At 70.0% G+C, this 25,176-nt stretch carries 27 protein-coding genes, 1 tRNA gene, 1 pseudogene and 1 riboswitch; of the genes and pseudogenes, 14 read left to right on the top strand and 15 right to left on the bottom strand.

The genetic code is table 11. From position 1 onward, the window contains the following. Positions 1 to 20 precede the first annotated feature (20 nt). The gene (locus ACUYTF_RS06825; protein ID WP_434141809.1) at positions 21 to 719 is read right to left on the bottom strand and encodes an endonuclease/exonuclease/phosphatase family protein; all 699 of its coding nucleotides are present in this window, start codon (positions 717 to 719) and stop codon (positions 21 to 23) included. A gap of 170 nt (positions 720 to 889) precedes the next feature. On the opposite strand from ACUYTF_RS06825, the gene ACUYTF_RS06820 reads away from it, so the two are divergent. Beyond that, a complete protein-coding gene (locus ACUYTF_RS06820; RefSeq protein ID WP_434141810.1) occupies positions 890 to 1,294 on the top strand; it encodes a TIGR02611 family protein in 405 nt (134 codons plus the stop codon). Here the strand turns inward: ACUYTF_RS06820 and ACUYTF_RS06815 are convergent. The 3 genes from ACUYTF_RS06815 to ACUYTF_RS06805 form a co-directional block, all read right to left on the bottom strand. Beyond that, complete coding sequence (locus tag ACUYTF_RS06815; protein WP_449279507.1) at positions 1,281 to 1,937, bottom strand: SOS response-associated peptidase family protein; 657 nt, start codon at positions 1,935 to 1,937, stop codon at positions 1,281 to 1,283. The two genes, ACUYTF_RS06820 and ACUYTF_RS06815, sit on opposite strands and share 14 nt — an antisense overlap. 54 nt (positions 1,938 to 1,991) lie before the next feature. Beyond that, entirely contained in the window at positions 1,992 to 2,870 is an 879-nt protein-coding gene (locus ACUYTF_RS06810; RefSeq protein ID WP_449279506.1) for an EamA family transporter, read from the bottom strand. 222 nt (positions 2,871 to 3,092) lie between these two features. After that, a complete protein-coding gene (locus ACUYTF_RS06805; RefSeq protein ID WP_449279505.1) occupies positions 3,093 to 3,278 on the bottom strand; it encodes a CsbD family protein in 186 nt (61 codons plus the stop codon). 267 nt (positions 3,279 to 3,545) lie between these two features. Between ACUYTF_RS06805 and ACUYTF_RS06800 the strand changes: the two genes are divergently transcribed. From ACUYTF_RS06800 to ACUYTF_RS06790, 3 genes are all read left to right on the top strand, one after another. Continuing rightward, positions 3,546 to 4,655 (top strand): fatty acid desaturase, encoded by a 1,110-nt coding sequence (locus ACUYTF_RS06800; protein ID WP_434141814.1) that lies wholly within the window; start codon positions 3,546 to 3,548, stop codon positions 4,653 to 4,655. 127 nt (positions 4,656 to 4,782) lie between these two features. Continuing rightward, positions 4,783 to 5,085 carry a hypothetical protein gene (locus ACUYTF_RS06795; RefSeq protein WP_449279504.1) on the top strand — a complete coding sequence of 101 codons (303 nt, stop codon included), beginning with the start codon at positions 4,783 to 4,785 and terminating at the stop codon, positions 5,083 to 5,085. Further along, on the top strand, positions 5,082 to 5,306 hold the full coding sequence (locus tag ACUYTF_RS06790) for a hypothetical protein (protein WP_449279503.1): 225 nt from the start codon (positions 5,082 to 5,084) through the stop codon (positions 5,304 to 5,306). Before ACUYTF_RS06795 ends, ACUYTF_RS06790 begins: the two co-directional genes overlap by 4 nt. Positions 5,307 to 5,370: 64 nt before the next feature. Here ACUYTF_RS06790 and ACUYTF_RS06785 read toward each other — a convergent pair whose 3' ends face one another. The 6 genes from ACUYTF_RS06785 to ACUYTF_RS06760 all read right to left on the bottom strand — a co-directional run bounded on the left by ACUYTF_RS06785 (position 5,371) and on the right by ACUYTF_RS06760 (position 8,321). Next, positions 5,371 to 5,499: a hypothetical protein gene (locus ACUYTF_RS06785; RefSeq protein ID WP_434141817.1), complete on the bottom strand. Its 129-nt coding sequence runs from the start codon at positions 5,497 to 5,499 to the stop codon at positions 5,371 to 5,373. Positions 5,500 to 5,650: 151 nt separating this feature from the next. After that, complete coding sequence (locus tag ACUYTF_RS06780; protein ID WP_434141818.1) at positions 5,651 to 6,055, bottom strand: arsenate reductase/protein-tyrosine-phosphatase family protein; 405 nt, start codon at positions 6,053 to 6,055, stop codon at positions 5,651 to 5,653. Then, the gene (locus ACUYTF_RS06775; protein ID WP_434141819.1) at positions 6,052 to 6,420 is read right to left on the bottom strand and encodes a metalloregulator ArsR/SmtB family transcription factor; all 369 of its coding nucleotides are present in this window, start codon (positions 6,418 to 6,420) and stop codon (positions 6,052 to 6,054) included. Before ACUYTF_RS06775 ends, ACUYTF_RS06780 begins: the two co-directional genes overlap by 4 nt. Then, on the bottom strand, positions 6,407 to 7,471 hold the full coding sequence (gene arsB / locus ACUYTF_RS06770; protein ID WP_449279590.1) for an ACR3 family arsenite efflux transporter: 1,065 nt from the start codon (positions 7,469 to 7,471) through the stop codon (positions 6,407 to 6,409). The genes ACUYTF_RS06775 and arsB overlap by 14 nt, the downstream gene beginning before the upstream one ends. Before the next feature lie 244 nt (positions 7,472 to 7,715). Next, positions 7,716 to 8,162 (bottom strand): hypothetical protein, encoded by a 447-nt coding sequence (locus ACUYTF_RS06765; RefSeq protein WP_449279502.1) that lies wholly within the window; start codon positions 8,160 to 8,162, stop codon positions 7,716 to 7,718. A gap of 67 nt (positions 8,163 to 8,229) precedes the next feature. Continuing rightward, positions 8,230 to 8,321 (bottom strand) — tRNA-Ser (locus ACUYTF_RS06760). A gap of 109 nt (positions 8,322 to 8,430) precedes the next feature. On the opposite strand from ACUYTF_RS06760, the gene ACUYTF_RS06755 reads away from it, so the two are divergent. Next, entirely contained in the window at positions 8,431 to 9,309 is an 879-nt protein-coding gene (locus tag ACUYTF_RS06755) for an exodeoxyribonuclease III (protein WP_434141821.1), read from the top strand. Between the two features lie 27 nt (positions 9,310 to 9,336). Here ACUYTF_RS06755 and ACUYTF_RS06750 read toward each other — a convergent pair whose 3' ends face one another. Beyond that, on the bottom strand, positions 9,337 to 10,023 hold the full coding sequence (locus ACUYTF_RS06750; RefSeq protein WP_434141822.1) for a hypothetical protein: 687 nt from the start codon (positions 10,021 to 10,023) through the stop codon (positions 9,337 to 9,339). 83 nt (positions 10,024 to 10,106) lie between these two features. Here ACUYTF_RS06750 and ACUYTF_RS06745 point away from each other — a divergent pair, with 83 nt between their 5' ends. Next, positions 10,107 to 10,976: an exodeoxyribonuclease III gene (locus ACUYTF_RS06745; protein WP_434141823.1), complete on the top strand. Its 870-nt coding sequence runs from the start codon at positions 10,107 to 10,109 to the stop codon at positions 10,974 to 10,976. A 25-nt stretch (positions 10,977 to 11,001) separates the two neighbouring features. Next, complete coding sequence (gene trpS, locus ACUYTF_RS06740; RefSeq protein WP_434141824.1) at positions 11,002 to 12,012, top strand: tryptophan--tRNA ligase; 1,011 nt, start codon at positions 11,002 to 11,004, stop codon at positions 12,010 to 12,012. A gap of 169 nt (positions 12,013 to 12,181) precedes the next feature. Here trpS and ACUYTF_RS06735 read toward each other — a convergent pair whose 3' ends face one another. Both ACUYTF_RS06735 and ACUYTF_RS06730 read right to left on the bottom strand, forming a co-directional pair. Continuing rightward, a complete protein-coding gene (locus tag ACUYTF_RS06735; RefSeq protein ID WP_434141825.1) occupies positions 12,182 to 13,507 on the bottom strand; it encodes a HipA domain-containing protein in 1,326 nt (441 codons plus the stop codon). Then, positions 13,500 to 13,721 (bottom strand): helix-turn-helix domain-containing protein, encoded by a 222-nt coding sequence (locus ACUYTF_RS06730; RefSeq protein ID WP_434141826.1) that lies wholly within the window; start codon positions 13,719 to 13,721, stop codon positions 13,500 to 13,502. The genes ACUYTF_RS06735 and ACUYTF_RS06730 overlap by 8 nt, the downstream gene beginning before the upstream one ends. Positions 13,722 to 14,108: 387 nt before the next feature. Between ACUYTF_RS06730 and ACUYTF_RS06725 the strand changes: the two genes are divergently transcribed. From ACUYTF_RS06725 to ACUYTF_RS06695, 7 genes and pseudogenes are all read left to right on the top strand, one after another. Continuing rightward, positions 14,109 to 16,325: a bifunctional lysylphosphatidylglycerol flippase/synthetase MprF gene (locus tag ACUYTF_RS06725; RefSeq protein WP_434141827.1), complete on the top strand. Its 2,217-nt coding sequence runs from the start codon at positions 14,109 to 14,111 to the stop codon at positions 16,323 to 16,325. After that, entirely contained in the window at positions 16,322 to 17,185 is an 864-nt protein-coding gene (locus tag ACUYTF_RS06720) for a DUF1345 domain-containing protein (RefSeq protein WP_434141828.1), read from the top strand. Before ACUYTF_RS06725 ends, ACUYTF_RS06720 begins: the two co-directional genes overlap by 4 nt. A 109-nt stretch (positions 17,186 to 17,294) precedes the next feature. After that, positions 17,295 to 17,440, top strand: a riboswitch (FMN riboswitch). Positions 17,441 to 17,515: 75 nt separating this feature from the next. Next, positions 17,516 to 18,754, top strand: coding sequence for a bifunctional diaminohydroxyphosphoribosylaminopyrimidine deaminase/5-amino-6-(5-phosphoribosylamino)uracil reductase RibD (locus ACUYTF_RS06715; RefSeq protein WP_449279501.1), 1,239 nt, complete (start codon positions 17,516 to 17,518; stop codon positions 18,752 to 18,754). Positions 18,755 to 18,756: 2 nt separating this feature from the next. Beyond that, positions 18,757 to 19,350 (top strand): annotated as a pseudogene (locus ACUYTF_RS06710) (riboflavin synthase); the annotation flags it as partial. A gap of 9 nt (positions 19,351 to 19,359) precedes the next feature. Further along, positions 19,360 to 20,871, top strand: coding sequence for a GTP cyclohydrolase II (gene ribA, locus ACUYTF_RS06705; RefSeq protein ID WP_434142193.1), 1,512 nt, complete (start codon positions 19,360 to 19,362; stop codon positions 20,869 to 20,871). Next, positions 20,868 to 21,389, top strand: coding sequence for a 6,7-dimethyl-8-ribityllumazine synthase (gene ribH / locus ACUYTF_RS06700; protein ID WP_434141830.1), 522 nt, complete (start codon positions 20,868 to 20,870; stop codon positions 21,387 to 21,389). Before ribA ends, ribH begins: the two co-directional genes overlap by 4 nt. A gap of 146 nt (positions 21,390 to 21,535) precedes the next feature. Further along, positions 21,536 to 23,575, top strand: coding sequence for an ABC transporter transmembrane domain-containing protein (locus ACUYTF_RS06695; RefSeq protein WP_434141831.1), 2,040 nt, complete (start codon positions 21,536 to 21,538; stop codon positions 23,573 to 23,575). On the opposite strand, the gene ACUYTF_RS06690 is transcribed toward ACUYTF_RS06695, so the two are convergent. Then, on the bottom strand, positions 23,527 to 23,772 hold the full coding sequence (locus tag ACUYTF_RS06690) for a hypothetical protein (protein ID WP_449279500.1): 246 nt from the start codon (positions 23,770 to 23,772) through the stop codon (positions 23,527 to 23,529). The two genes, ACUYTF_RS06695 and ACUYTF_RS06690, sit on opposite strands and share 49 nt — an antisense overlap. Before the next feature lie 163 nt (positions 23,773 to 23,935). After that, positions 23,936 to 25,156 (bottom strand): acyltransferase family protein, encoded by a 1,221-nt coding sequence (locus ACUYTF_RS06685; RefSeq protein ID WP_434141833.1) that lies wholly within the window; start codon positions 25,154 to 25,156, stop codon positions 23,936 to 23,938. Positions 25,157 to 25,176: the final 20 nt, after the last annotated feature.

Raw genomic sequence — 25,176 nt, 5'->3', positions numbered from 1 at the left:
CCAGGGATCGCCTCACCCGTCTACGCCGCGGCCATCTCGCGCACGCGCTCCTCGCGCATCGTCGCCGACACCATGATCGGCAGGTGGTCCGAAAGGCCGCGGTCGAGCGTGCGCACGCTCGAGATGTCGAGCCCCGCCGACGTCGCGAAGTCGAAGTGGCCGCGGAACATCTTGTACCGCGTGTAGGTGCGCTTGTCGCTCAGGCTGAGCTCGTACCCGCGCGAACGCATCTCGGTATCGAGGCGCCCCTTGAACACCGGGTAGTTGTAGTCGCCCACCATGAGCGCGGGCAGGCCCGGGCCGAGTTCGCGCAGCTCGGCGAGCGCCGCATGGATCTGGTGCCGGCGCAATGAATTCAGCGCCGTCAGGGGCGCGGCGTGGAACGACGCCATCACGACATCGCGGCCCGTCCGATGGTCGTGCAGCGAGACGCCGAGCAGACGCTCGTGCGCCGGCGCCAGCAGCCGGTCGTGCATCGACTTCTTCAGTTGGAACGTCTTCGCCGCGCGGGCCTCGAAGCGATCGGAGCGCACATACATCGCGAGCCCCAACCGGTTGCGCGACGTCGTATGCGCGAGCTGCATGTGCCCGAGGTGCTCGGGCAGGGCGACCGATTCCGCCTCCTGCAGGCACAGCACATCGGCCTCATGACGCTCGGCCAGCTCGCCGAGCTCGCACACCGCACGGTTCTTGCGCAGGTTGTAGCTGATGATCTGCACTATCGAGCCCTTCGTCGGGAATGCCGACGACCGCCGACAGTCACCACCATACGCGGGAGAGCCTGACGCGAACCTGGCCGTTCGGGCATTCACCTATGTATTCGCTTCGAGTTCGCACGAGAGGCGCATGCTCGAAGTCGGCTTTCAGTCGCCGGGCGTACGCTCGCCGCATGACCGACCCGTACGCGAAAGACGCCGCCCGCGCGCACCGCATGAGCCGGCGCGTCGGCGCCTTCATGGCACGGTGGCGGCGCTGGCTGCAACGGCGGCCCTGGCTGAACACGCTGTACAAGATCATCGTCACCGCGCTCGGGCTCGCCATCGTCGCGATCGGGCTCATTCTCGTGCCGCTGCCCGGACCGGGCTGGCTCATCGTCTTCCTCGGCCTCACCGTGCTCGGCTCGGAATACCACTGGGCGAGGCGTCTGCTCGGCGCGCTGCGCCGCATCCTCGCCCGGTTCTGGGAGCGGTGGCACGCCTGGCGCGCGGCACGCAAGGCGGCGCAGGCGGCGCAGCCCGCTCAGGGGCGCCAGGCGCCTCCGACCTCGCAGATGCGCGCACTCACCTCGCGGTGAGCGCGCGCGAGATCTCCTCGCTCCCGGCCTGCACCTTCGCGACCAGTGCGGCATCACCGGGCCGCGCCGGGTCGAGCCACTCGTCGTGCAAGCCCGCAGGCAGCACGAGCGGCATGCGCGAATCGCCCCGCGAAGTGACGACCGAGGCAGCCTCGCCGATGCCCGCGCGGGTGACGAGCGAGTAAGAGATCGTGGTCGCACCGCCCACGATGCGCGGAGACAGGATCGCGGCCATGCCGAAGGACTCGCCGCCCGGCAGACGCCAGACCTTTCCGCCCTCGGAATACCAGTCGGCGGGCAGGATCGCGCGATGCTGGAACGGCTCCCGCCACTTCACGAGGAGCGCGTCATCGCGGCTGTTGAAGGCCGTGAACCTCGCGGGCGCTCCCCCGACATGCAGCCACCACCAGCCGAGATCGACCCGGCGCGCTCCGCCGGCATCCTGCCAGATGACGGGGTTGAGATTCGTGCGACCGTCCTTGCGCACGCGGCTCGTGGAGGCTTTGCCGCCCCACTCGCGCATCCACGCGGCGACCACCCCGGCGGGCACCGGCTCGTCGAGCGGCGCGACCTGTGCGAACTTCACTCCGGTGCCGGGCCCGTCGTCGCGGCGGCCACCGCCGAGGCCGTAGCTCGCGCACACCGTCAGGCCCCGTACCCGAGTGCGATACGTGCGGCGCGAAGCAGGCTCATGCCGCTACCGTACCTCGGTTTCGGCGGCGCCGACCCGCTTTCCGCTGCGCTGCGCCGCGGCGCCCGCGAGCACGACGAGGGCGATCCCTGCCAGCTTCATCGCCGTCGGCCACTGCTGCAGCGCCACCATGCCGATGAGCATCGCGAACGCCGGCTCGATCGAGAGCAGCGTGCCGAACGCGTTCTGCGTCATGCGGCGCAGCGCGAGCATTTCGAGACCGAACGCCATCACGGGCGAGAGCAGCGCGATGCCGGCGGCCGCGGCGACCACCCACAGCGGCACCTGATGCGCGAAGAGCGGCGGCACCCCGACCGGGGCCGTGCACACGACCGCGATCGGGAAGGTGACCGCGAGACCGCTGATGCCCGAGTAACGGTCGCCCACGAACTGGGTGAACACGATGTACAGCCCCCAGCACGCACCCGACGCGAGCGCGAACGCGATGCCGATGACGTCGGCCTGCCCGTGCCACGGCTCGGTGAGCAGCACGACCCCGCCGAGCGCCATGACGGGCCACACGAAAGCGCGCAGGCTCTTGCTGGCGATGCCAGCGACGACGAGCGGGCCGAGAAACTCGACCGCGACGGCGGTGCCGAGCGGCAGACGCTCGATCGCGAACAGGAAGAACATGTTGTTGCCGCCCGTGACGATGCCGAGCCCGAGCAGCGCCGGAATGTCGCGGCGCCTGATGCTGCGCAGCTTCGGGCGCGCGATGCACAGCACGATGAGCGCACCGAAGGCGAGACGCAGCCAGGCCGTCGCCGCCGGACCGATCACATCGATGAGCGGCACCGAGAGCGCTGCCGCGAGCTGCACGAGCAGCATGGCGGCGACCGCCTGGGTCCACGGCGGGATCCATTCGAGACTGCGGTTCTGATTCATCGCCACTTCGTGCCTGGGGTCGTGCGGGGCCTCGCCGGTTCGAGTTCAGCGGTGCCCGGGAAGGGACGGAATCGGCTCGGAAACGGAAAAGCGGGAACCACACGAATTTACCAGGCGCGCATGGGGCGAACGGCACGGCACTGCCCCGGAGCCGAGCCGAATGCATCGGCCCGACCCCGGGGCAGTCGGTTCGCCGCGGCCGTCAGCGGCGGTCGGTCTCGATCAGCGGTCGAAGGCGTCCTTCGCGGCGTCCTTCGCACGCTCGGCGGCGCCCTTGAGCTCGCCCTTCGCCTGTTCGGCCTTGCCCTCGGCGACCTTGCCCTCATCGCCGGTCATGTGCCCGACCGCCTCTTCGATCTTTCCCTTGGCCTTGTCCATACCGGCCGACATCTTCTCGGATGCACCCATGAGTCGTCTCCTCTGCTCTCGCGTCGGTTGATCCTGCATCCCCGACTCCCGATCGGGAACGGCACCACTCTCGCAAGCGTCGGCGCCGGTCGATAGGGGGTTGCGTTCGCCTCGGCCGGTGTGCAACCCGGGATCGCGCCCTCGACGTCACCAGTATGCATGTAACGCCATGGTCGACCCGTTACGGTGGCACCAGCGATCGGCGCCCGCCTTTGGCTTCACCAGCACTCTTCCGAGAAGAGCTGCATTCAGGAAGCAGGCTGCGCAATGCCCTCTATTCCACCGTCGCATCTCACGGGCTTGAGCCCGCTCCGCCCCACACGAGCGAGAAGCAGCGACTTCCCCCCGGTGGCGAAAGCGTACCGGCAGGTGTCGGAGGTGGCGCGCGAGACCGGGCTGTTCCAGCGCACGCCCTGGTTCTACGTCTGCGTCGGCCTCGGTATCCTCGTGGCGCTGGGTGCCGCCGCTACAGGTTTCGTGCTGCTGGGGCACAGCTGGCTCCAGCTGCTCATCGCTGCAGCGCTCGGCATCATCTTCACCCAGGTCGCATTCCTCGCGCATGAAGCGGCGCATCGCCAGATCCTGCTCCAGGGACCGAAGAACGACCGCCTCGCCCGAGTGCTCGCGGGGTCGATCGGCATGAGCTATTCGTGGTGGGACTCGAAGCACTCCCGGCACCATTCGAACCCCAACCGGGTCGGCAAAGACCCCGATATCGCGGTCGACACGATCTCGTTCATCGAGGAGGACGCCGTCGAGGCGCGCGGCCTGCGCCGCCTGATCACGCAGCACCAGGGGTGGCTGTTCTTCCCCCTGCTCACCCTCGAAGGGCTCAACCTCCACGTGCAGAGCCTGCGGCACCTCGTGCAGCGCGGCCCGGTCAAGCAGCGCTGGCTCGAGCTCGGCATCATCGCGCTGCGGTTCGCGGCGCTCTTCGTTCCCGTGTTCATGCTGCTGCCGCTCGGCATGGCCTTCGCCTTCATCGGCGTGCAGTTCGCCGTATTCGGGGTGTACATGGGGGCGTCGTTCGCCCCCAACCACAAGGGGATGCCGATCATCGCGCACGACGCCCGGGTCGATTTCTTCTCGAAGCAGGTACGCACGTCGCGCAACATCCGCGGCGGATGGTGGGCGACCATCCTCATGGGCGGCCTCAACTACCAAGTCGAGCACCACCTGTTCCCGAGCATGGCCAGACCGCACCTCGCGAAGGCGCGCGAGATCGTGCGCGAGCACTGCCGCACGCTCGACGTCCCGTACACGGAGACATCGCTCTGGCGCTCGTACGCCATCGTGATCGCCTACTTGAACCGCGTCGGGCTCGCAGCGCGCGATCCGTTCGAATGCCCGATCGTCGCGGAGCACCGGCGGGCGTAGAGTCTTCGGCGTGCGACCGACCTCTCGCCCCGGCACACGGCGGGCCTGGGGATGTCTCACCTCCGCAGTGCGATGACAGAGGCATCGCCTACGCTCGTCGCATACAGTTTCGAGAGGAGCCTCCGCCATGTCCCGTGCCGAACCGATCCAGATCGAGGCCGACTCGTGGATGCTCATGCGCAACCCGTCGAACCACCCCGTCGCGATCGTGAACCGCATCACCGATACCACGGGCGAGGCGCGCTTTCTCGTACTGACCTGGCACCCGAACCCGGCGATGCGGCGCATGACGGGCATCTACACCAGCCTGGAAGACGCCGACTCCTCGGTCACCTCCGACATGGCGCCGGTCGAACGCGTGCACCGCATGAACGCGGGCCCGCCGAACGGCCGCCCCGCTCAGCACAGCCCGAACGGGCGGCGCGCATGAGAATCCGCGAGACCCGCGACTTCGGCGAACAGCACTCCCGATTCGACGCATCGGCCGCCGAAGAGACGCTGCGCGAACTCGAGGCGCAGTATGCGGCCGGCGAGGTCGAACGCCACGCCTACTTCGAGAAGAAGCAGTCGCTCGTGCGCCTGTTCCTCAAAGCGACGACGAACCCGAAACGGCGGCGCACCGAGAGCACCGAGAGCGCCGGCGGCGAGTAGCGCGGGCGTTCCCGTTCCGACCTCGGCTTCCGCTCCGGCCTCGGCGCCGGCTCCGGTGCCGGTCTCAGCCGAGCCGTTCGGGTCGATAGGCGGGCAGAGGGATCGTGTCGTCCAGCTCGGCTTCCGGGTGCTGCGGGTCCGAGATCGGGGTCGGCTCCGGCCGTGCCCAGGGGCTGCGCTCTGTCGCGGTCATGCTGCACTCCTTCGTACGGGAAGGCCAGTATCGAGGCGCAAGCTGAGCGCGCATTCACGGGGTGCAGAGGGGAGGCATAGCTACGACGTTCGCCGCGACGCAGAGCCCGGTTCCCCACGACTCGGCGCCCGGAGCGAACGCGCGAACCCCTTCAGACGAGCAGATCAGCGATGAGCCCTTCGACGCGCGCCCTGATCTCATCGCGGATCGGGCGCACGGACTCGATGCCCTGCCCAGCGGGGTCGGCGAGCTGCCAATCCTCGTAGCGCTTGCCGGGGAAGAACGGGCAGGCGTCACCGCACCCCATCGTGACTACCGCGTCTGAGACCTGCACGGCTTCGGGGGTGAGGATCCGGGGTTGTTCGGCCGCGATATCGATGCCGACCTCGCGCATCGCCGCCACAGCGACCGGGTTGATCTGCTGCGCAGGCATCGAGCCGGCGGAGCGCACCTCGACCCGGTCGCCGGCGAGTTCGCGGAGCCAACCGGCGGCCATCTGGGAGCGCCCGGCGTTGTGCACGCAGACGAAGAGCACAGTCGGTTTCCGGTCAGTCATGGTGCGACCCTCTCGTCAGGTGCGGTGAGCGCGGCGACTGCCGGGCCGAGCAGCACCGTCGCGGCTTCCCGACGCGCCTCCGCGATGCGGTAGTAGACCCACGTGCCGCGTCGTTCTGAGGTGAGCCACCCCGAATCCCTGAGCACCTTCAAGTGGTGCGAGATCGTCGGCTGCGACACGTCGGCGAGATCGTTCAGGTCGCAGACGCAGGCCTCGCCGCGGGGGTCGGCGGCGATCGCCGACAGCATGCGCAACCGCAGCGGGTCGGCGATCGATCGCAGCACTCCCGCCGCTTCGGATGCGATGTCGACGCCGAGCGCCCGCGACGACGTCGGAGCGCACTCCGCGGGGTCAGGCGCGGTCATCGGCGATCCCTGCATGGGGGTCCGTACCGAACCAGGCGCGTGCGGCCCGCAGCGAGACGTAGACCAGGCCGACGAGCACAGGGACTTCGATCAGCGGGCCGACGACGCCCGCGAGGGCCTGGCCGCTGGTCGCGCCGAACGTGCCGATGGCGACCGCGATCGCCAGCTCGAAGTTGTTGCCCGCCGCGGTGAACGCGAGCGTCGTCGACCGCGCATAGCCGAGGCCGATGGCCTTGCCGACCCACAGCCCCACCAACCACATGACGGCGAAGTACACGAGCAGCGGGAGCGCAATCCGGGCGACGTCGAACGGATTCGTCGTGATCGCCTCGCCCTGGAGCGCGAACAGCAGCACGATCGTGAACAGCAGCCCGTACAGCGCCCAGGGTCCCGCCTTCGGGATGAAGGTCTCCTCGTACCAGGGGCGCCCGCGACGCCGCTCGCCGATCCACCGCGTAGCGAACCCGGCGACGAGCGGCACTCCGAGGAAGACGGCCACGTTCAGGGCGATCTGCCCGATCGACACGTCGAGCCCCTGCGGGTCGAGGCCGAGCCAGCCGGGCAGGATCGTGAGATAGAACCAGCCGAGAACGGCGAACATCACGACTTGGAACACCGAGTTGATCGCCACCAGCACAGCGGTCGCCTCTCGGTCGCCGCACGCCAGGTCGTTCCAGATCACCACCATAGCGATGCACCGCGCCAGGCCGACGATGATCAGGCCGGTGCGGTACTCGGGCAGGTCGGGGAGCAGCCACCACGCGAGCGCGAACATCAGCGCGGGCCCGATGAGCCAGTTCAGGATCAGGGACGAGAAGAGCAGCTTCGCATCGCCCGCGACCGCGGCGACCTTGTCGTAGCGAACCTTCGCCAGCACCGGGTACATCATCACCAGGAGCCCCAGCGCGATCGGCACGGAGATGCCGCCGACCTCCATTCGCGCGAGCAGCCCGGAGACGCCGGGAATGCAGCGTCCCAGCAACAGGCCGGCCACCATGGCGAGACCGATCCACAGCGGCAGCCACCGATCCAGCATCGACATGCGCCGCATCGGAGGGGCGGCCGCTGTGAGCTCTTGATTCGACACGTGTCTATATTGACGCCTGTCGATACAGGGCGCAACTCACGAGCAGTGCGACCATGCGGGCACCGCTCGCGCCGGCGCCGTTCCTGACCCATGGGCAAGAAGGAGCGGCTGAGCTCCTGGTCACCCCGCGGCCCCGCAGCTCTTCGCAGGGGTCTGTCGTGGAGTGCGGCTCGTCGCAGGACCGCCTGGGATCCCTGACGACCTCCGGCTAAGCGGCGGCCCGGGCGGGCGCTTCCGGCCGGTCACGGCGGACCCAGAGCGCAGCGTGCCCGAAGAACAGGATCGCGCCCGCACCGAAGGTCGTCACGATCAGCGTATTCGTATGCGCGTCACGAGCGGAGGCGCACGCGAGGTCTGCCCGGAGCGATTCGATGTCGTTCTTCAGGATCTGCTGGTTGTGCGTCTGCATGGCCGGGGCCTGATCGCTCGAGAGCTCTTGGCCGCGGTTCACCGTGGGCGGATCCCACCTGGATGGGCCGGCATTGGAGCACCGGAGCGTGATGCCCTCGTTTCCAGCGCCGTCCGAGGCGACTACGGCGGTAGGCGTGTGGAACCAAGTGAACATCACGATCGCGACTGCGGCGAACACCAGCACGAGATAGGCGGGCCGCTTTCCGCGTCCGGGCGAAACGGGCGTCTGCTGGGTTTCATTCAATGCTCTGCTCTTCCTGTCGAGAATAACGAAAGCCCCCGCTCTCGCAGGGGCTTTCGTGTTGTTCAACTGGCGGAGACGGGGGGATTTGAACCCCCGGTCAGGTTTAAGCCCGACCCTTCATTAGCAGTGAAGTCCGTTCGGCCGCTCCGGCACGTCTCCATACGCGAACAACGTCAATCATTCTAACCGGATGAAACCGCGCGCAGGAAATCGCGGGCGCCGAGTGGCGCGGCATCCTCCGCAGTTCGCCGGAAGATAGGCTGGCTGCATGCGCATCGCCACCTGGAACGTCAATTCGATCCGCACCCGTTTCGGCCGCGTCGTCGACTGGCTCGTCCGCGAAGACATCGACGTGCTCGCCATGCAGGAGATCAAGTGCCGCCCCGACCAGTTCCCGGTCGAAGCCTTCGAGCAGGCGGGCTACCAGCTCGAGATCCACGGCCTCAATCAGTGGAACGGCGTCGCGTTCGCGAGCCGCCACGAGATGACCGACGTCTCCCGCGGATTCGCGGGCATTCCCGGCTTCGGCAAACCGATCAAGGGGCAGGAGGAGCTGCAGGCCGGCGGCTCGAACGATCTGCCCGTCGAGGCGCGCGCCCTCGGCGTCACCGTCGGCGACCTGCGGCTCTGGAGCCTCTACGTGCCCAACGGCCGCGGGCTCGACGACCCGCACATGCCCTACAAGCTGAACTGGCTCGAGGCGCTGCGCGCCGACACCGCCTCGTGGCTCGACGAGAACCCCGACCTGCCGCTCGCCCTCATGGGCGACTGGAACATCATCCCCTTCGACTCCGATTGCGGCGACCCCTCGTTCGTGCCGGGCCGCTCCACGCACATCTCGCCCGAAGAGCGCGCGGCGTTCGCGGCCTTCGAACCGTACCTGCAGGATGTGGTGCGCCCCATCGTGCCCGAGGGGTACACGTACTGGGATTACAAGGCGGGCAAGTTCCCGAAGAACGAGGGCATCCGCATCGACTTCATCCTCGGTTCGCAGGCCTTCGCCGACGCCGTCACGGGCGCGAGCATCGAGCGCGAGGAGCGCAAGGGCGACTCCCCCAGCGATCACGTGCCGGTCGTCGCCGAGATCGACGTCGAGCTGCTCGGCGGCACCTTCGAAGACGAGTTCGACCGCCCCATGGTGTTCTGACGCGCGACCCGATGCGCCACCGGCCGGCTACGTCACGCGGGCGTACAGCTCGCCGCCGAGCCCTGGGCCCGCCGACCCGATCTCGGCGATGAGCACGCCGCCCTGCGCCCAGAAGTACACTTTCGACGAGTCGATGCCACCCTCCGACTGCCACACGTATACAGTCTCATCGCCCACCTGCTCCTGCGCGAGCCCGTCGGCTGCGAGGGAGCTCGCGACGGCGGCCAGCTGATCCTCCGTCGCACGCGTCGCGAACAGCGTCGTGCGCGCGCCCGAGTTCGGCACGCCCCACATGCAGCGCACCGTGTCGGGCGACGCCTGCAGCACCCCGCGCACCGTGTCGTTGAACCCGGAGTTCAGCCAGTAGTCGCCCTCGCCCGTGGGTTCGAAGCCCGGGTTGAACATGTCGAGCATGTCGCCGCGGGCCCAATCGGGGCCGCGCATCGCCTGCACATCGGCGAGGGGCAGCACGGTCTCACAGTCGGGAATCGGCGCTCGCGCATGCTCCGGATCCTGCTCGGGATTCTGCTCCGGTTGCTCATCCGGTGGAGGCGAGGTCGGCGGGGCGCTCGTCTCGGCCGGGGCCGACGTCGCGGCCGACGGCGCGGAGGTCGTCGCCTCGGACTCGGCGCCCGCAGCGCAGCCTGCGAGAACGGTCGCACCGAAGAGACCCAGGGCGACGGCCCCGGCACGCATCCTCGCGAGCTTCGGCATACTCCCAGTCTGCCCGCCCCTCTTGCGGAAGGCTACCCGCCACCCCGCGCCACGCACGGGCGACTCGAACTAGACTGGAGCCCATGGCTGAATCTCTGCGTGTGGCATCCGTCAACGTGAACGGCATCCGTGCCGCCTTCCGCAAGGGCATGGGCGAGTGGCTCGACGCCAGCGGCGCCGACATCGTCGCGCTGCAGGAGGTGCGCGCCGCCGATGCCGACATCGCGAAACTCATCGCCGCGGCCGACGACGGCGGCTGGCACGTGCTGCATGATCCCTGCGAGATCAAGGGCCGCGCGGGCGTCGCCCTGCTCAGCCGCACCCCCGCCCTCGCGCACCGCGTCGGCCTCGGCGGCGCCGACCTGCAGGCGAGCGTGCAGTCGTCGGGCCGATGGCTCGAAGCCGACTTCGCCTTCGGCGACTCGCAGATCACCGTCATCAGCAACTACACCCACTCGGGCGAGGTCGACACCCCGAAGCAGGAGGCCAAGTGGGCCTTTCTCGACGCGATGGGCGTGCGCATGAACGAGCTCATCGATGAGCGCGACCACGTCGCCATCGTCGGCGATTTCAACGTCGGCCACCGCGAGCTCGACATCAAGAACTGGAAGGGCAACGTCAAGCGCTCCGGCTTCCTGCCCCGCGAACGCGCCTACTTCGACCGCTTCTTCGGGCCCCGCGGCGAACTCGTCGCCGGCGTCGACGGCAGCGAAGGCACGGGCTTCGGCTGGACCGACGTGGGCCGCACCTTCGCCGGCGAGGTCGACGGCCCGTACAGCTGGTGGTCGAACCGCGGCCAGGCCTTCGACAACGACACGGGCTGGCGCATCGACTACCACGTGGTGACCCCGCAGCTCGCCGAGCGCGTCGCCGACTACCGCGTCGACCGCTACCCGTCGTACGACACCCGATGGTCCGATCACGCGCCCGTCATCGTCGACTACACCATCTGATTCCGAAAGCGAACACCCCCACGCAATGAGCGAGATCACCGCCAAGCCCGTCCTCTTCTCGGGCATGCAGCCCTCCAGCGACTCGCTGCAGCTCGGCAACTACATCGGCGCGCTGAGCCAGTGGACGCAGATGCAAGAGGACTTCGACGCCTTCTTCTGCGTCGTCAACCTGCACGCCATCACCGTGCCGCAGGATGCCGCCGAGCTCGCGGCCCGCACCCGCCGCACGGCGGCCCAGTACATCGCGGCAGGGATCGACCCCGCCAAGTCGACGCTGTTCGTGCAGTCGCAGGTGTCGGCGCATGCCGAGCTCGCCTGGGTGCTCAACACGATCACCGGCTTCGGCGAGGCCGGCCGCATGACCCAGTTCAAGGACAAGTCGCAGAAGCAGGGCGCCGACGCGGCGTCGGTGGGGCTGTTCACCTACCCGGTGCTGATGGCCGCCGACATTCTGCTCTACCAGGCCGAGTCCGTGCCGGTGGGCGAGGATCAGCGCCAGCACGTCGAACTGACCCGCGACCTGGCGACGCGCTTCAACTCGCGCTTCGGCGACACCTTCGTCGTTCCCGAGGCGCAGATCCCGAAGGTGAACGCGAAGATCTACGATCTGCAGAACCCGACGGCGAAGATGTCGAAGTCGGCCGAGACCGAGGCGGGCCTCATCAAGGTACTCGACCCGGCGAAGGTCACCACGAAGAAGATCATGCGCGCCGTCACCGACGACGACAACGAGATCCGCTTCGACCGCGCCGCGAAGCCGGGCGTCTCGAACCTGCTCACGATCTTCTCGGTGCTCTCGGGCCGCACGATCGATGCGATCGTCGAGGAGTACGCGGGCCTCGGCTACGGGCACCTGAAGAAGGGCGTCGCCGAGGTCGTCGAGGCGAGCCTGACGCCGGTGCGCGAGCGCACCGAGGAGCTGCTCGCAGACCCCGCCGAGCTCGATCGTCTGCTGGCCGCCGCGGCCGAGCGCGCGAACGAGGTCGCGAACCGCACGCTCGACCTCGTGTACGAGCGCGTCGGCCTCATCCGCTGACCGTTCGGGGCGCCGACCGATCCCTGGCGAGGCGCCCCGCCCGCGCCTGCCCTGGTCTGCGGCTGCCCGCACTTGCCCGCCGGACGGGCCGTCGCCCTTCGCGCATGCGGGAATATGTGCAGAATCACGCGAGAATTCTGCACTCATTCGGGCACACGGCGGCGATCACTCAGCGCAGCGCGAGTGCCGGCGGCAGACGCCGGGTCCATACCTCGTCCCCGCGCAACAGGTTCTCGGCGCGTTCGCGGAGGTAGCTGCGTAGGCGCGCCAATTCGTGCGCCGTCGACGCCACTGACCTGGTGCCGGCTGCGGGAGCTGCGCCCGGCTCGTCTTCGCCGATACGGGCGAGTACTTCGACGATGCTCTCGCAGGTGGCTGCGATGACCGCTTCCGCGCGGGTCGGCGCCATCCCCCAGCCCGTAGCCTCCGCCATCAGATGTTCACCGGTCACCCCGTTCGCATCGCTGCTTCCCGCGATGCGCATCGCGAGAAGTTCGGCTTCAGCCGAGAAGAGCAGCTGCGGCACCACGTCGTAGATGTCGGCGAGAGTCGCTGCAGCAGTCGGATCGGCGAGCGGCGGCAGCATCACCGAGAAGTTCTTGGCGTGCGCGTCGGTGTTGCCTGCGACGACATTCAGCACGGTCGCCGCGAGCAGCCGCTCCCGATCGGAGGGGCCCGAGTCGAAGAGCGAGCGGCCCCGGTCGAGAAGCGCGGCGATGTTTCGCAGGCTTGCACGGTCATTCACGTTCTCGTACTTGTCGTTGCCACCCCACGGAAGGCGGAGCGCCTGCGCGCAGTCCTCCTGATGGATGCGTTCGATCGTCCCGTCGTCGAGCTTCCGTCGGTCATATCGTTCCACGACCAGCACGCTGCGGGCACCGGCGGATTCGACCGATGCACGATGCTGCGCCAGGTCGAGTTCGCGCGCCAGCCGGTTCATGAAAGCTTCGGCACGCACACGTGCGCCGAACTCCGCCGGTACCGGTTTCAGCAGATGCGTCGACGGGGTGCTGCCTCTGCCGATGAGCCATCTGCCGGTGGGATCGTCGCGCGTCAACGCCACCTTCTGCTGAACGCCGGTCGCGGCCGAACCTCCGCCGCCGACCGCTCTGCCCCGAAAGTAGCCGTAGGCGCGGTCGAGAATGCCGGCGAAGTCCTGCTCCTCGATCTCGATCGGAGGCACCAGGGGCCTCGGCTCCCCCACTGTCACGCTGCCGCCGACGTCGGCTCCGACTTCGGCGAGCAGACCGAAGAGGTCGTTCGACGCCACCCGGGCCTCGCGCGCCAGCCTGTCGAGCCCGACGCCTTCGGGCAGCAATCCGCCGAAGAAGGGCGCCGGGTCGCCCCCATCGGCGCCGAAGGGCAGCGAGTTCGAGAGCACGGCGGAGTTCAGCGGCGCCCAGCCCTCCCAGCCATCGGCCCAGCGGAATCGCCCATCGGGGTCGAGCTCCCCGACCTCGACCCCGGACAACCGTACCGCGAGCGATTCAGGCATCGTCGACGGTCCCGGTGAGGCGGATGCCGAGCTGAGCCAGCACCGCGAAGTAGCGGTCGTTCATCTGCTTGCCTCTGCCCGATTCGAGCTCGGACAGCCAGCGGTGCGTGACGCCGAGCCGGGCCGCGAGCTCGCGCTGAGTCAGCCCGTGGCGCGTGCGCACATGGCGTACCAGGCGCCCCATGTCCTGCGTCGACGAGACCAGCGCTTGCATGTCGCCCCCTGTGATTACGAATTCGTGAACACCCTGCCCTGACTACATTATCGTAATCAACAGCGCCTGACTACCATTTCGTACACCTGACCGTTCGGGGGGGCGGCCGATCCCTGGCGAGGCGCCCCGCGCGTGCCATACGTGCTTCCCCTGAGCTCTCGGCGCGCAAAGCCGTCACCCGTCGCGCGTGCGGGAAAATGTGCAGAATCACGCACGGATTCTGCACCAGAACCCGCACGCGACGCCGTGCCGCCCGTACCGCGAGCGCCGACCGACCCAATGCCGCCCGCAGCAGCCCGACACTGCCCGCAGTCGATCCGCGCACCACTGCAGCGAAGAACGCGGCGAATCTCGAGAATCCGCCCGTCGCAGCCATAGGCTTAGGCCATGGAGAAAGCCCCGACCGCAGTGCCCGCGAACGCCCCCGCGACCCCGCCCGAGCACACGCGCGCGCACCGATTCATGCGGGTAGCGCGTCGCACCCCGTTCACGATCGCGCTCGTGCTCGCGCTGCTGGTCGTCGGCGCCGTCACCGGCACCCTGTTCTCGGTCGCGAACGCGCAGGCCGCGTACGAGACGCTCGGCACCGGCCTCCCCGCATTCGCGGAGGGCCGCTGGTGGACGGTCTTCACCTCACCCTTCATCCTGAAGCACCCGCTCGTCTACCTCACGCTGATGCCGCTCGTCATCGGCGGAGTCGGCTGGGCCGAATGGCGCTTCGGCACGCCGCGTACCATCGGCCTGTTCCTGGCGGGCCACCTCGTCGGTGTGCTCGGCGCCGCCGCGATCCTCACCCCGCTCGCGAACTCGGGGTGGCCGTGGGCCGAGAAGGTCGCCGCGAGCCTCGACGGCGGGCCGTCGTGCGGCGCACTCGCCGCGCTCGTGTTCGCGATCGCGACGCTGCCCGCGCCCTGGCGCCTGCGCGCCCGCCTCGCCGTCGTGCTGTGGGCGGGCATCTCGGTGCTCTACCTCGGCCGCATCGACGATCTCGAGCACGCCGTCGTCATGGCCGCCGCTCTCATCGTGAGCGGCTGGCTGCCCGCGTTCCGCCGCCCGAAGAGCCGCCCGACCCAGCGCGAGTGGCGGCTGCTCGCCTTCGCCAGCCTCATCGCGATCGGGGCGATCCAGGTGCTCGACCTCATCGTGCCCTACTCGGGGCCGCTCGGCAGCAACCGGCCCGAGGCGTCGCTCGTCGACATCGCGATCGACGTCGTCGTCATTCTGCTCATCGCCAACGGCATTCGCAAGGGGTACCGGGTCGCCTGGATCGTCGTGCTCGTGCTCGGCGGCTTCAACGTGCTCACCGCCGCGATCGTGCCGGCCGTGCTGCCGCAGCTGCTCGAGAGCGGAGCAATCGACTCCATCGCCGAGGCGCTCGGGCTGACGCTCGCCCCTGCCGTGCTGTGGCTGCTGCTCATCGTGCTGCTGATCGCGGCGCGCGGGGCTTTCCGCGTCTCGATGCGGCATACGAAGCGGGTGCTCGCGGCCGAGCCGCAGACCCGCGACGAGCTCATCGCACGTCTGCGCCGTTTCGGGGGCGGCACGATCTCGTGGATGACGACGTGGGAGGGCAACCAGCGCATCGCGGTCGACCTGCAGGGATCGGTCGATCTGCAGGGATCACCCGGCGCCGGTGCAGGGAACACCGAGGCCGAGGCCGGCTCGATCGCGTACCAGGCGTGGTCGGGCGTCGCGATCATGCTCGGCGACCCGATCGTGCCGCAGGGGCACGAGGGCGAGGCGCTCGCCCAGTTCGAACAGGTCACGCAGTCTGCCGGCCTCATCCCGTGCGCGTTCTCGGCGGGGGCGGCGAGCGCGGCCGCCGTGCCCGAGGGGTGGCGCTCGGTCATCGTCGCCGAGGACACCATCGTCGACCTGCCCGGCCTGCAGTTCACCGGCAAGCCGTGGGCCGCCGTGCGCACGGCGATCAACCGCGCGGGGCGCGAGGACATCGAGTTCCGCATGACGCGTCTCGCCGACGAGCCGTGGAACGTGCTCGCCCAGGTTCGCGCGATCTCCGAGCAGTGGACGGGCGACAAGGGACTGCCCGAGATGCGCTTCACCCTCGGCACCGTCGAAGAGGCGCTCGACCCCGAGACCTACGTCGGGCTCGCGGTCGACGCCGGTGGCAACCTGCACGGCGTCACCTCGTGGCTGCCCGTGTACGGCCCGGCCGAAGCGGGCGGCGAGCCCCGCATCGTGGGCTGGACCCTCGATCTCATGCGTCGCCGCGACGGCGGGTTCCCGCCCGTGATGGAGTTCTTGATCGCTTCGTCGGCGCAGTGGTTCTCGCAGGAGGGCTACGAGTTCGTATCGCTCTCGGGAGCACCGCTCGTGCGCCCCGCAGAAGCGGCGGCGGGCCCGGTCGATCAGGTGCTCGAGCAGATCGGCGGTCTCATCGAGCCGCTCTACGGCTTCAAGTCGCTGCACAAGTTCAAGCAGAAGTTCAATCCGCGGCACGAGTCGCTGTACCTGCTGTTCCGCGACGAGGGCGATCTACCCCGCATCGGTATCGCCATCACGCGCGCCTACCTGCCCGACGCGTCGCTGCGCGACCTGGTCGCCGCGGGGGCCGAGGCGAGCGCGGGATCGGGGTCGAAGTGACGGGCGAGCACGCGGGTGCGCACGCGGGCGAGCACGCGGGTGCGCACGCGGGCGAGCACGCGGGCGAGCGCGACGAGCCGAGCGCAGCGAGCGACGGCGCAGCGCTGCCGGGCGCGATCCGCCGGACCGGCAGCATCGCGATCCCGAAGACCGCGCGCCCCCTCGACCGGTTCAGCCACCGCGCGCTCACCGCGTTCGCCGTCACGGGCGAGGTGATCGGCCTGCTGCTGCAGCTTCTGCTCGTCTGGGTCGGCGCGTACACCATTTGGGGCACCGACGTGCCGGAGGCCGAGACCGTGCTGCGCTTCATCTGGTGCGGAGTCGCGGCGATCTACCTCGGTGCGACCGTCATCGGGCTGAACATCATCGTGCGTTTCGAGACCCCCGACCCGCGCGCGGTTCGGCTGCTCATCGGCCATCCGCTGACGCGCATGCTCTCGACGGTCGTCGGGCTGGGCGCCAGCCTGCTCGGGCTCACCGTGGCGACCGATCTGATCGCGAGCATCAGCGCAGAGTCGCACGATGTATTCGCCGAACTCAGTTCGATCACGGCGATGCTGCTGTCGTGGGCGATGTTCAACTGGGGCTACGCGCGCATCTACTACTCGCGCTATCACCGTTCACCCGCGGTCACGCTCGTCTTCCCGGGCACCGCCGAACCACGGCTCGTCGACTTCGTCTATCTGGCGTTCACGAACGCGACCACCTTCGCCGTGTCAGACGTGCAGGTGACCGATACGCGTATGCGGTGGACCCTCGTGTGGCACACCACCCTGGCGTTCTTCTTCAACGCGCTCATCCTCGCGCTGACCATGAACGTGATCATCAACGGCCGCATGTTCGCCGATCTTCTGAACTAGGGGTCGCTCCCGAACATCACCGCCCGGTCGACGCCGGCGGTGCCGGGGTCGCTTCGTCCGGCCTCAGCCGACTCACAGCCCGCACCCACGGTTCGGGCGAGTACAGTGGTGAGCGTTCCGGGGTCGGTGAGAATCCGAACCGGCGGTGAAAGCCCGCGACCCTCGCCCATGCGAGGCTGAATCGGTGAAATTCCGATGCCGACAGTGATGGCTGCGATATGTGTCGCAGTCGAGTCTGGATGAGAGGAACGCACCCTTCGCGTACGCGGAGGGTATTTGCCGCACCCCGGTTCGCCTGGCATTCGCCGCCGAGACCTCGGGGAGGAGCACATGCTCGAGCGACAGATCATCGAAGACGCGATGCGCCGCGCCCTCGTGCTCGCGCACCGCGGCCCGTACGACGACCCGAACCCCCGCGTCGGCTGCGTCGTGCTCGGGCCCGGCGGCCGCATCGTCGCCGAGGGCTGGCATCTCGGCTCGGGCACGCGGCACGCGGAGGTCGATGCGCTCGCCCAGCTGACTGCGGAGCATCGGGCCCGCGCTCGCGAGCTCACCGCCGTCGTCACGCTCGAGCCCTGCAATCACACGGGGCGTACCGGCCCCTGCACGGCGGCCCTGATCTCGGCCGGCATCGGTGCGGTCGTCTACGCTCTGCCCGACCCGGGGCGGGCGTCGGGCGGCGGGGCGAACGCGCTGCGCGCCGCGGGTGTGCGCGTCTTCAGCGGCGTGCTGGCCGACGAGGCGCGCGAACTGCTGGCGCCGTGGTTGGCGCGGCAGGGTGCGGGCTCGCGGCATGAGCACCGGCAGCGCCCCCGACAGGGATCGTCGTCGGCTCTGCCCCGCCCAACGGCACCGTACGACCGCCGCCCGCACGTCACCGTGAAGTGGGCGCAGACTCTCGACGGCCGGGCCGCTGCGGCCGACGGGTCGAGCCGTTGGATCACGGGACCCGAAGCGCGCGCGGACGTGCACCGGAGGCGCGCCGGGGCCGACGCGATCCTCGTCGGCACGGGCACACTGCTCGCCGATGACCCGGAGCTGACGGCGCGGGCCGCCGACGGAACGCTGCTCGTGCCCGCGGTTCGGCAGCCGATGCCGGTCGTGCTGGGCCGCCGAGCGATCCCGGCCGATGCGCGGGTGCTGCAGCACCCGGCGCTCGCGGCTCGCGGCTGGGATGCGCCGTGGCAGCTGAGCGGCGTCGACCTCGCCGCCGACCTCGCCGCACTCGCCGAGCGGGGCGTGCACCGCCTGTTCGTGGAGGGCGGGCCCGCCGTCGCGAGCTCGCTCATCGCGGCCGGCGTCGTCGACGAGGTGCTCGTGTACCTCGCTCCGGCACTGCTCGGCGGGCCGCGCCTCGCGCTCGGCGATATCGGCATTGCGAGCATCGACGGCATCGCCCGCCTGCGGGTCGACCGCGGCACCGGCCGCGGCACCGGCCGCGAAGACCTCGGGGTCGAGCGGCTCGGCGACGACCTGCTCGTGCGCGGATCGCTCTTGCACCCTGCTCTGCACCCGGTCGAGACACCCGGTCCACCGGCCGAACCACCCGTCGAGAGAAGGAAGAACTAGACGTGTTCACAGGACTCATCGAAGAGATCGGGGAGATCGTCGCCGTCACCGCGGCGGGCGACTCGACCCGGCTCGAGATCGCCGGCACGCTCGTGACGAGCGACGCCGCGCATGGCGACTCGATCTGCGTATCGGGCGTGTGCCTCACCGTCGTCGACCGCGGCACGACCGCCGACGGGCGCGGCACGTTCACGGCCGACGTCATGGCGCAGACGCTGCGCATGTCGGCCCTCGCCTCGCTCCGCTGCGGCGATGCCGTGAACCTCGAGCGCTCGGTGCGGGCCGATGCCCGGCTCGGCGGCCACATCGTGCAGGGTCACGTCGACGGTACGGCCGAGCTCGTGTCGGTCGCACCCGGCGACGCCTGGCGGGTGCTGCGCTTCGCCATCTCGCGAGATCTCGCGCCGCTGCTCGTCGACCAGGGATCGATCGCGGTCTCGGGCACCTCGCTGACCGTCTCGGCGATCTCGCCCGCAAGCGCGACGGAGCAGTGGTTCGAGGTCTCGCTGATCCCTGAAACACTGGCCGCCACCACGCTCGGCGCGCTCGCCCCGGGCGACCGCGTCAACATCGAGACCGACATCATCGCGCGCCATGTCGCCCGCATGCAGGAGTTCGCGAGCGCACCGGTCGCCGGAGGGATTCCGACCCCGGTCGCCAGCCCTTCGCTCGCGCCTGCGCACGGTTCTGCGCACGATTCTGCGCACGACCCCGCTCAACCCGACGTCTCATCGATCGACGAGGCGATCTCGGCGATCCGAGCCGGCCGCCCCGTCATCGTGGCCGACGATGAAGATCGCGAGAACGAGGGCGACGTCATCCTATCGGCCGAGCTCGCCACCGCCGAGACGATCGCGTGGACGGTGCGCTGGTCGTCCGGTCTGCTGTGCGCCCCGATGACCGACGAGATCGCCGACGCGCTCGAGCTGCCGATGATGGTCGCCCGCAACCAGGATGCCCGGGGCACCGCCTACACCGTGACCGTCGATGCGGCTCGCGGCATCACGACCGGCATCAGCGCGAACGACCGCGCGACGACGCTGCGCGCGCTCGCGAACCCGGATGCCGTGCCCGACGATGTGCGCCGCCCCGGACACGTGCTGCCGCTGCGCGCCGTCGCCGGCGGCGTGCGCGCTCGTGCCGGGCACACCGAGGCCGCGGTCGAGCTCATGCGGCTCGCGGGGCTGCGCCCCGTCGCCTGTATCGCCGAGATCGTCGCCGACGACGGCGACATGATGCGCCTGCCCGGCCTGCTCGAGCTCGGCGACCGGGAGGGGGTGCCGGTCATCACGATCGAGCGCCTCATCGCGTACCTGAATGCCGCCGACGGTGCCGCCAGTACCGTTCGCCGCGCCGGCCGCAGTGTCAGCCGCCGCGCCGAGACCCGGCTGCCGACGCGCCACGGCGAGTTCCGCGTGCTCGCGTATCGCGACCGCCGCGCCGGTATCGACCACCTCGCGCTGCTCGCGCCGACGTCGGCGGGCGAGCAGCCCACCGGCGAAGCCCTCGTGCGCGTGCACTCGGAATGCATCACCGGTGAGGCGTTCGGCTCGCTCCGGTGCGAGTGCGGGCCGCAGCTCGACGCGGCACTCGCGCTCATCCAGCAGCACGGCGGCGCGCTCATATACCTGCGCGGGCATGAGGGGCGCGGCATCGGCCTCACCAACAAGCTGCGCGCCTATCAGCTGCAGGATGACGGCCTCGACACCCTCGATGCGAACCTGCGCCTCGGGCTCCCCGCCGACGCACGCGATTACACGGCCGCCGCCGAGATGCTCGCCGACCTCGGCATCGACCGCGTGCGCCTGCTTAGCAACAACGCCGACAAGGCCGAGCAGCTCGCCGAGCACGGCATCGCGGTCGCCGAGCGGGTGCCCCTCGTCACCGGCATCACCGAGCAGAACGTCGCCTACCTCGAGACGAAGCGCGACCGCATGGGGCATCTGCTCCCCGAGATCATCGCACCGGACTCCGCTCAGGACTCCGCTCCGGCATCCGCACCGGTCCCCGTGCCGATCCCGTTCCCCGTTCCAGCACCCGGCGCCGAACTCGGCGCCGACACCACCGGCACCGGCACCGACACCGACACCGACACCGACCCTGAGGAGCAGCCATGAGCGGCGCAGGCGCCCCCGATCTCTTCGTCGATGCGCAAGGCGTGCGCGTCGCCATCATCGCCGGTAGCTGGCACGAGGAGGTGATGGCGCCGATGATCGCGGAGGCGCAAGCCGCCCTCGAGCGCGCCGGCTCGGAGTCGGAGCTCGTGCGCGTCGCCGGCTCGTTCGAGCTGCCGCTCGCCGCGCAGGTCGCGCTGGCTCCGCACGACGGCGCCCCGCCCCGCTTCGACGCCGCGGTCTGCCTCGGCGTCATCATCCGCGGCGGCACCCCGCACTTCGACTACGTCTGCAACGCCGTGACCGACGGGCTCGCCCGCGTGCAGCTCGACACCGGCCGCCCGGTCGGCTTCGGCGTGCTCACCACCGACGACGAGCAGCAGGCGCTCGACCGGTCGGGCCGCCCCGGGGCCCCCGAGTCGAAGGGCCGCGAAGCCGCCGAGGCCGCCCTGCACCTCGTCGCCGCAGTGCGGGCGCTGCGGGGGCCGGCCGCGTCGTCGCAGACTGCGCACGGGCGATGACCGGCGGGGGTTCGACGTCGGCGATCCCTGGCGAGACCGCGGCCGCAATCATGACCGAGCCCTCGACCGTGACCGCGCCCGAGACCGCGCCCGAGACCAGTGCTCCCATAAGCCCGCGCCCAGGCCGCTCCCATAGAGTGGAAGCCGTGGCAGAGCACCCCGAAGCACCCGCGACCGACCGGGCCGAATCGACCGCCCCGACCACCGCGGCACCGGCGCCGAAGACAGCCCCGACGACGGCGCCGAAGGGGCCCCGGGCCTCGCTGAAGCAGCTGATCCCGTACCTCTTCGAGCAGCGCGGGCCGCTCGTGCTCGCGATCGTGCTCGGCCTTGTCGCCGCGGTCGCGTCGTTGCTGCAGCCGCTGCTGCTCGGGCAGGTCATCGAGCGCGTGCAGCACGGCGACCCGCTCGCGCAGTTGCTCGTCGTGCTGAGCATCATCGTGGTGGTCGGCGCCGTGCTCAGCGGCCTGCAGCATTACGTGCTGCAGCGCATGGGCGAGGGCGTCGTCCTCGCGAGCCGCAGGCACCTCATCGCGAAGATTCTGCGCCTGCCCATCTCGCAGTTCGACCGCCGCCGCACCGGCGACCTCGTATCGCGCATCGGCAGCGACACGACCCTCTTGCGCGCCGTGCTCACGCAGGGCCTCGTCGAGGCGATCAGCGGCATGCTCGTCTTCGTGGGCGCACTCGTCGGCATGCTCGTCATCGACCCCGTGCTCTTCGCGATCGCGTTCGGCGTCGTCGTCTCCGCGCTCGTCGTGGTCGTCGCGGTGTCGCGCCGCATCCGCCCCGCCGTCACGCGCGCTCAGGAGAAGGTCGGCGACCTCGCCGCCCAGGTCGACCGCACCATCTCGTCGATCCGCACGATCCGCGCGGCCGGCGCCGCGGAGCGCGAAGAAGCGGCGACCGTGCAGGACGCGACCGAGGCGTACGAGCTCGGCCTCAAGGTCGCCCGCATCTCGGCGGTCATCGTGCCGATCTCGTTCCTCGCGATGCAGCTCACCTTCCTCGTCGTGCTCGGCCTCGGCGGCTTCCGGGTCGCGACCGGCGCCATCACCATCGCCCAGCTCGTCACCTTCATCATCTTCCTGTTCCTGATGATCATGCCGCTCGGCCAGGCCTTCGGCGCGATCGCCGCCGTGAACCAGGCGCTCGGCGCGCTCGGCCGCATCCAGGAGATCGCGTCGCTGCCCACCGAGACCGAGCACGACGCCGCGCTGTCGCCCGTCGGCCGCATCGTGCCGCTGAGCGAGGCCGTGCCGGCTACGGTGTCGGCGCCTCTCGATGCTGCTTCGGCGCCCGGTGCTGCTTCCCGAGGCGCTTCCGCTGCCGACCTCCCCTCGCCGGCCCCCGCGATCGCGTTCGACGACGTGCACTTCACCTACCGCTCGGCCGCCCCCGACCGCGCCGACGCCCGCGCGCTCGTGCGCCGCGGTTCGCGGCGCGACGCCGAGGCCGCCCCCGCGCCGATCATCGAGACCCCCGTGCTGCACGGCGTCAGCTTCACGGTGCCCCGCGGCTCACGCGTCGCCCTCGTCGGCCCGTCGGGCGCCGGCAAGTCGACCATCCTCGGCCTCATCGAGCGCTTCTACGACCCCGACTCGGGCACGGTCTCGCTCTTCGGCGCCGACCTGCGCATGCTCGACCGCGCCGAGGTGCGCGCCCAGATGGGCTACGTCGAGCAGGACGCCCCGGTGCTCGCCGGCAGTCTCCGCGACAACCTGCGCCTCGCTTCCCCCGACGCGAGCGACGCCGCCTGCGAACGGGTGCTGCGCTCGGTGAATCTCGGCGGGCTGCTCGACAGGGATCCCTCCGCCTCGCTCGCCACCGCCCTCGACCTGCAGGTCGGCGAGAACGGGCTCCTGCTCTCGGGCGGCGAGAAGCAGCGCCTCGCGATCGCCCGCGCGCTCCTGACCGCACCGCCCATCCTGCTGCTCGACGAGTCGACAGCCTCCCTCGACGGCGTGAACGAGCGGCTCATGCGCGAGGCACTCGACTCAGTATCAACGGGGCGAACGCTCATTGTGATCGCGCACCGGCTGTCGACCGTCGTCGACTCCGACAAGATCGTAGTGCTCGACAAGGGCCGCGTCGTCGGCGAGGGCACGCACGCCGAGCTCATCGAATCGACGCCGCTCTACCGCGAGCTCGCGAAGCACCAGCTGCTCGTGCCCGACGAGGCGTAGCCCTCGGCGCTCCGGGTACCGGCACCCTGATCCGGTGCTGCCCGTCGGCGCGCACGGCGATCCCTGGCCCGCAGCGCGCCCTCGCCCTCGCCCTCTCCCTCGCCCTCGCCCTCGCCCTCGCCCTCGCCCTCGCCCTCGCCCTCGCCCTCGAGCGTAGAGTCGTCGACCGGACGTATAGGGGAAGCACGGTGATTCACGTACCCGCCGGTGCTTCACCTATACAGTCGCGCCGATGGAGTGCAGGGCGGCACCGACCGCGCGCAAGGCAGCACCGACCGCGCGCAGGGCAGCACCGGCCGCGCGCAGGGCAGCACCGGCCGCGCGCAGGGCAGCACCGGCCGCGCGGCAGCCGCACACCGCTCAGCCGCGCTTCAGCAGCCAGTCGATCTTCGGCTCGATGACGGGCCCGAACACGACCGTCACCCACCGCATCGACAGCAGCGCCGACAGGGCGACCGCCATGATGACGAGCGCCGGTACGCCGAGCAGCCCCCATGCGTGCACGTCGTCGATCACACCGCTCGTGCGCAGCAGGTAGACGATCGGCCCGTGCAGCAGGTACACGAACAGCGTGCGCGAGCCCCACTTGGTGCAGAACGTGGTGCTGCGGGGCAGCACGATGAGCAGCGCGAAGGTGAGCAGAGCGGCGAGGAAGAGCAGCGCGGCCGTCGCCGGGATGCCGACGAGCGCGGTCGACCACCAGGTGTCGGGCTGCAGCGCGCCGATCGGCGCCCGCTCGAGCGTGGTCTCGTAGCTGTCGCGCCAGGTGAGCCAGCGGTCGAGGCGCCAGATCTTGATGAGGTTCGGCACGCACAGGAACACGAGCGCGAGCGCCGCGAACACCGCCCACGCGAAGACCCGCAGGCGCTTCGTCGGGCGCGTGAACCAGATGCCGTCGATCCAGCCGCGATCCCTGGCGAGCCACCCGAGCACGAAGAACGGCAGGAACACGAGGGTGCGCGCCGCCGAGAATTCGGTGCCGAGCACGGGGCTGAGTCCGCTCGCGAGGGCGAGCACGCACGACACGACGAGCGGGTGCCGCAGCCTCGCGATGTAGGGCAGCAGCAGGCGCATCGTGACGAGGGTGACGAGAAACCAGAGGGTCCACGCCGGTTTGATGAGGAAGCCCTGGCCGGGCGCCTGCCCCTCGAGCACCAGGTGGATGAGCGCCCAGACGCCCTCCCACACGAGCCACACCGCGAGCAGCTGCAGCGTCGAGCGCACGATCTTCGGCGAGCTGTCGGCGCGCGAGAACATGCCCGACAGCAGAATCATCGCCGGCATGTGGAACAGGTAGATGTAGACGTAGATCGCGAAGCCGAACTGCGATTCGGTGCGCACGGTCGACACCATGTGGCCGACGAGCACGAGCACGATGAGTGCGAAACGGGCGTTGTCCCAGAGCGCGATGCGGGGCTTCGGGTGCAGTTTCGGGGCGGGCTCGGCGGTCGCAGCGGCGGGCTCGACAGGGATCGCCGCCTGCGCGGCCGGTGCCTGCGGTGCCAGCGGTGCCGCCTGCCGGGCAGCGTCGTCCCCCGGATGCGGCTCGCGCTGCGCGGTGGGCGGGGGCTGTTCGGTCACGATTTCTACCCTAAGCGCTT

Source organism: Leucobacter sp. GX0328, from assembly GCF_053567315.1.
The sequence above is the reverse complement of the archived record's forward strand: the minus strand, read 5'-3'. Positions and strand labels throughout refer to the sequence as shown.

Bases quoted from the DNA above. Each gene is read 5' to 3' on its own strand.
- ACUYTF_RS06780 (WP_434141818.1), bottom strand. From the start codon at position 6,055: ATGACTGACCGGAAACCGACTGTGCTCTTCGTCTGCGTGCACAACGCC.
- ribH (WP_434141830.1), top strand. From the start codon at position 20,868: ATGAGCGGCGCAGGCGCCCCCGATCTCTTCGTCGATGCGCAAGGCGTG.
- ACUYTF_RS06725 (WP_434141827.1), top strand. From the start codon at position 14,109: ATGGAGAAAGCCCCGACCGCAGTGCCCGCGAACGCCCCCGCGACCCCG.
- ACUYTF_RS06730 (WP_434141826.1), bottom strand. From the start codon at position 13,721: ATGCAAGCGCTGGTCTCGTCGACGCAGGACATGGGGCGCCTGGTACGC.
- ACUYTF_RS06755 (WP_434141821.1), top strand. From the start codon at position 8,431: ATGCGCATCGCCACCTGGAACGTCAATTCGATCCGCACCCGTTTCGGC.
- ACUYTF_RS06715 (WP_449279501.1), top strand. From the start codon at position 17,516: ATGCTCGAGCGACAGATCATCGAAGACGCGATGCGCCGCGCCCTCGTG.
- ACUYTF_RS06820 (WP_434141810.1), top strand. From the start codon at position 890: ATGACCGACCCGTACGCGAAAGACGCCGCCCGCGCGCACCGCATGAGC.
- ACUYTF_RS06745 (WP_434141823.1), top strand. From the start codon at position 10,107: ATGGCTGAATCTCTGCGTGTGGCATCCGTCAACGTGAACGGCATCCGT.
- trpS (WP_434141824.1), top strand. From the start codon at position 11,002: ATGAGCGAGATCACCGCCAAGCCCGTCCTCTTCTCGGGCATGCAGCCC.
- ACUYTF_RS06800 (WP_434141814.1), top strand. From the start codon at position 3,546: ATGCCCTCTATTCCACCGTCGCATCTCACGGGCTTGAGCCCGCTCCGC.
- ACUYTF_RS06750 (WP_434141822.1), bottom strand. From the start codon at position 10,023: ATGCCGAAGCTCGCGAGGATGCGTGCCGGGGCCGTCGCCCTGGGTCTC.
- ACUYTF_RS06790 (WP_449279503.1), top strand. From the start codon at position 5,082: ATGAGAATCCGCGAGACCCGCGACTTCGGCGAACAGCACTCCCGATTC.
- ACUYTF_RS06810 (WP_449279506.1), bottom strand. From the start codon at position 2,870: ATGAATCAGAACCGCAGTCTCGAATGGATCCCGCCGTGGACCCAGGCG.
- ACUYTF_RS06775 (WP_434141819.1), bottom strand. From the start codon at position 6,420: ATGACCGCGCCTGACCCCGCGGAGTGCGCTCCGACGTCGTCGCGGGCG.
- ACUYTF_RS06795 (WP_449279504.1), top strand. From the start codon at position 4,783: ATGTCCCGTGCCGAACCGATCCAGATCGAGGCCGACTCGTGGATGCTC.
- arsB (WP_449279590.1), bottom strand. From the start codon at position 7,471: ATGCGGCGCATGTCGATGCTGGATCGGTGGCTGCCGCTGTGGATCGGT.
- ribA (WP_434142193.1), top strand. From the start codon at position 19,360: ATGCAGGAGTTCGCGAGCGCACCGGTCGCCGGAGGGATTCCGACCCCG.
- ACUYTF_RS06805 (WP_449279505.1), bottom strand. From the start codon at position 3,278: ATGGGTGCATCCGAGAAGATGTCGGCCGGTATGGACAAGGCCAAGGGA.
- ACUYTF_RS06735 (WP_434141825.1), bottom strand. From the start codon at position 13,507: ATGCCTGAATCGCTCGCGGTACGGTTGTCCGGGGTCGAGGTCGGGGAG.
- ACUYTF_RS06785 (WP_434141817.1), bottom strand. From the start codon at position 5,499: ATGACCGCGACAGAGCGCAGCCCCTGGGCACGGCCGGAGCCGACCCCG.